This is a genomic window from Aeromicrobium sp., from assembly GCF_036675695.1.
Classification (GTDB): domain Bacteria; phylum Actinomycetota; class Actinomycetes; order Propionibacteriales; family Nocardioidaceae; genus Aeromicrobium.
Genome location: NZ_JAKFEL010000181.1, coordinates 1 through 3,139, shown reverse-complemented (window position 1 = coordinate 3,139; position 3,139 = coordinate 1). Strand labels below are relative to the sequence as shown.

The window sequence follows — 3,139 nt, the reverse complement described above, 5'->3', positions numbered from 1 at the left end:
CGCAACTGTGCCCGGCATCGGTCCCGCTACGGCACAATCCATCGTGGACGCACTCGCAGCGGGCGAGTCTGCACCGGCCGTCAACACCGCGACCGGAGAGATCCTGGAGGACCGTTGACCAAGCTGTCGCAATTCGTCGTCGTCACCGGCATGACCGGAGCGGGACGCGGCTCGGCAGCCAAGGTCCTCGAGAAGCTCGGCTACTACGTCGTCGACAACATCCCGCCCAGCCTGATCAAGGCGGTCGTCGATACTGCGGAGTCGTCTGAGTTCGACCGGCTCGCCGTCGTCGTTGACGCGCGTTCGCGTGAGTTCTTCGCGCGACTGGTCGATGAGCTGGAGTCCCTCCGCAAGGACGGGGTCAGCGCCCGCATCCTCTATCTCGAGGCGTCCGACGAGGTCCTCGTACGCCGCCAGGAAGCAGCACGTCGACCTCACCCGCTCAGTCGTGAAGAGCGGTTGATGGACGGATTCGACCGCGAACGCGAGCTACTGCGCCGCATCCGCGGACGCGCTGATCTCGTGGTCGACACGACCAACCTCAACGTCCACCAGCTGGGCCAACGGATCCGTGCAGCGTTCGAGGACCCCACCAACACGGGTCTTCGCGCGACGGTGATGTCGTTCGGGTTCAAGTACGGGCTGCCGATTGACGCCGACATGGTGGCCGACCTTCGATTCCTGCCCAACCCTTACTGGGTCGACGAGCTGCGCCCACTCAGCGGTCTCGACGAACCCGTACGCGACTACATCCACAAGCAACCGTTGTCGGGTCAGTTCATCGAGAAGTACGACGAGCTCGTTGCGCTGTTGACCGACGGCTACTTGCGCGAGGATCAGCACTTCCTCACGATCGCGCTGGGCTGCACGGGCGGTCGGCACCGGAGCGTTGCCATGTCCGAGGCGCTGGGCGAGCGCCTTCGTTCGCACGGCGTGCAGGTTCTCGTCGTCCACCGCGACCTGGGACGCGAATGACCGGGGCCACGCCCAACTCGTCGTCGCCCAAGGTCGTTGCATTCGGCGGAGGCCATGGACTCGCCGCAAGCCTCTCGGCGCTGCGACACCTGACACGAGAGCTCACGGGTGTTGTGACGGTCGCCGACAACGGCGGATCCTCCGGACGTCTCCGCGAGGAGCTCGGCGTTCTTCCTCCGGGAGACCTCCGAATGGCGCTCGCTGCCTTGTGTGGCGACGACGAATGGGGTCGAACCTGGGCGGGTGTTCTGCAGCATCGGTTCACCAGCGAGGGACCGTTGAAGGATCACGCCCTCGGCAATCTGCTGATCGCCGCGATCTGGGACCAGCTCGGCGACCACGTTGCCGGCCTCGACCTGGTGGCACAGCTGCTCGGCGCCCAGGGGCGGGTGCTACCGATGGCTGCCGTACCCCTCGACATCGAGGCCGACGTGCACCTGAGGTCGGCACCCGATCGGCTGACGCTCGTACGTGGACAGTCGCAGGTCGCATCCGTCGATGGACAGGTCGTGAGCGTGCGACTCGACCCACACGATCCACCGGCATGTCCGGAGGCAGTTGCCGCCGTCAAGGACGCTGACTGGGTCACCGTCGGTCCTGGATCGTGGTTCACGAGCGTCATGCCGACGTTGTTGGTCCCTGATCTTCGCGATGCTCTGGTGAGTTGCACGGCCCAACGCGTGCTGGTCCTCAACCTGGGTGAACAGGCAGGCGAGACCGAGGGACTCACGCCGGTCGATCACCTTGAGGTGCTTGCGGCTCATGCGCCTGAGCTGGGCCTCGACGTCGTCATTGCCGACACGTCGCTGGTGGACTCTCGTGGCAACCTAGAGGCGATGGCCAGATCTCTCGGGGCAAAGCTGGTCGTGGCAGAAGTTGCGACAGCGCCTGGTTCCGACCAGCACGACCCAATCCGGCTTGCGGCTGCGTTCAGTCGCGCGATGAAACAGGCATAGAGTGACTCCGGGGATATCGACTTATGGGGGTTCTACCCGATGGCAATGACTGCTCAGGTCAAGGCAGAGCTCGCCAACACTGCGATCACCAAGTCGTGCTGCCGCAAGGCTGAGGTCTCATCGATCCTGCGATTTGCTGGCGGTCTGCACATCGTGGCCGGACGCATTGTCATCGAGGCTGAGCTCGACACCGGAGCCGCGGCACGTCGTCTCCGCAAGGACATTGCCGAGGTTTACGGACACGACAGCGAGATGCTGGTCATGCAGAACGCCGGCATCCGCAAGGCGACCCACTACGTCGTACGTGTTGCCAAGGACGGCGACGCTCTGGCCCGCCAGACCGGCCTGATTGACGCGAGTGGCCGCCCGATCCGTGGACTGCCTCCCCAGGTCGTATCTGGTTCGTCCTGTGACGCAGTTGCTGCGTGGCGCGGCGCGTTCCTTGCCCACGGCTCACTCACCGAGCCCGGTCGTTCGTCGGCTCTTGAAGTCAGCTGCCCTGGACCTGAAGCCGCACTTGCTCTGGTCGGCGCGGCCCGTCGACTCGGCATCAGCGCCAAGGCACGTGAAGTACGCGGCATCGATCGCGTCGTGATCCGCGACGGCGAGGCCATCGGTGCGCTTCTGACCCGCCTCGGCGCTCACGAATCGCTGCTGGCCTGGGAAGAACGACGTATGCGTCGCGAGGTTCGTGCCACTGCCAACCGTCTGGCCAACTTCGACGATGCCAACCTTCGACGCTCAGCGCGCGCAGCAGTGGCCGCTGGTGCACGAGCTCAGCGTGCTCTGGAGATCCTCGGTGACGAGGTGCCCGACCATCTCAAGATGGCCGGCAGCCTGCGCGTGGAGCACCGTCAGGCGAGCCTCGAGGAGCTCGGACAGCTGCACGAACCGGCGCTGACCAAGGATGCGATCGCCGGGCGCATACGCCGCCTGCTCGCGATGGCCGACAAGCGCGCCGAGGAGCTGGGCATCCCCGACACCGAGTCGAGCCTCAATGAAGAGTCTCTCGCCGAGTAGGTGACTCGCGGGTAGCAGGAGGACCTCGATAGAGTGGGGTCCTAAGCCCCCAATCCCGCAGGAGTTCTGTTCCCCGTGACTGTTCGCGTAGGCATCAATGGATTTGGCCGCATCGGCCGCAACTTCTTCCGCGCGGCACGCGCCGCCGGAGCAGACATCGAGATCGTCGCCGTCAACGACCTGACGGA

4 protein-coding genes are annotated in these 3,139 nt (G+C 65.2%); all 4 read left to right on the top strand.

Features of this window, described 5'->3' with window-relative positions; all coding sequences use genetic code 11:
- Positions 1-114 precede the first annotated feature (114 nt).
- Positions 115-975 carry an RNase adapter RapZ gene (gene rapZ, locus V6M39_RS11990; protein ID WP_332644047.1) on the top strand — a complete coding sequence of 287 codons (861 nt, stop codon included), beginning with the start codon at positions 115-117 and terminating at the stop codon, positions 973-975.
- Positions 972-1,931, top strand: coding sequence for a gluconeogenesis factor YvcK family protein (locus V6M39_RS11985; RefSeq protein ID WP_332644046.1), 960 nt, complete (start codon positions 972-974; stop codon positions 1,929-1,931). The genes rapZ and V6M39_RS11985 overlap by 4 nt, the downstream gene beginning before the upstream one ends.
- Positions 1,932-1,970: 39 nt before the next feature.
- Positions 1,971-2,951 (top strand): DNA-binding protein WhiA, encoded by a 981-nt coding sequence (gene whiA / locus V6M39_RS11980; protein ID WP_309969934.1) that lies wholly within the window; start codon positions 1,971-1,973, stop codon positions 2,949-2,951.
- A gap of 75 nt (positions 2,952-3,026) precedes the next feature.
- Positions 3,027-3,139 (top strand): glyceraldehyde 3-phosphate dehydrogenase NAD-binding domain-containing protein (locus tag V6M39_RS11975; protein ID WP_332644048.1); only part of this gene is annotated, 113 nt, incomplete at its 3' end.